Consider the following 630-nt stretch of genomic DNA (forward strand, 5'->3'; position numbering starts at 1 on the left):
CGCTCCACTGGTAATCTTATCGGGTTGTGTTTCAGAGCGGAACCGGACATTATCTCCACCAGAAGATACCCAATGGGTCACGGTGGGCGTAAAAATACCTGCAGAACTGGTTGTGCTTCCATTGAAGGTGATTTATCGTTCAGAAATATGTAAGCACACCCGGCATAATTCGTCCGGGGAAGCTTATGAAGTTCCCGGGTATAACTCAATGGAATTTCCGTTATCCCAAAAAGATAGTACAAAGAACTTCTATGATGTGAAACTTGCCCGGCATGGCGGGGGGCGTTGTCAATGGCATCTGTCTGTGGCTAATATACGGTTGCAATACAAAAATACTCTACAGTTTGGTCAGGATGTAGAGTCGGTAGAAAGTAGCATCAGGCTGGAATTTGATTACCTTGCGGCGAATCAAGGTGGTGGTGATCAAAGAATCAACAGCGATGGTTTAATCTCGAAAGATTATTTTCCATATTTAACTGAGGGTTTTATTGGTGGTTATGAAAAAAACATATGGATATACAATGGCGAAATGGACGAGGGGTACTCTGCGTTAAATATCAATTCTATTATATTTTATCCCCTGTTACATTCAGATAAATTAGTCCGGAGCATAGGCCCGAAAAAGAAAGA

1 protein-coding gene is annotated in these 630 nt (G+C 42.2%); it reads left to right on the top strand.

Annotation, left to right across the window (positions count from 1 at the left end; translation table 11 throughout):
* On the top strand, positions 1 to 630 hold a 630-nt coding region (locus OGX99_RS00830), incomplete at both ends, for a hypothetical protein (protein WP_286542318.1).

The organism is Citrobacter sp. Cu096 (assembly GCF_030332285.1).
Lineage (GTDB): Bacteria > Pseudomonadota > Gammaproteobacteria > Enterobacterales > Enterobacteriaceae > Citrobacter > Citrobacter meridianamericanus.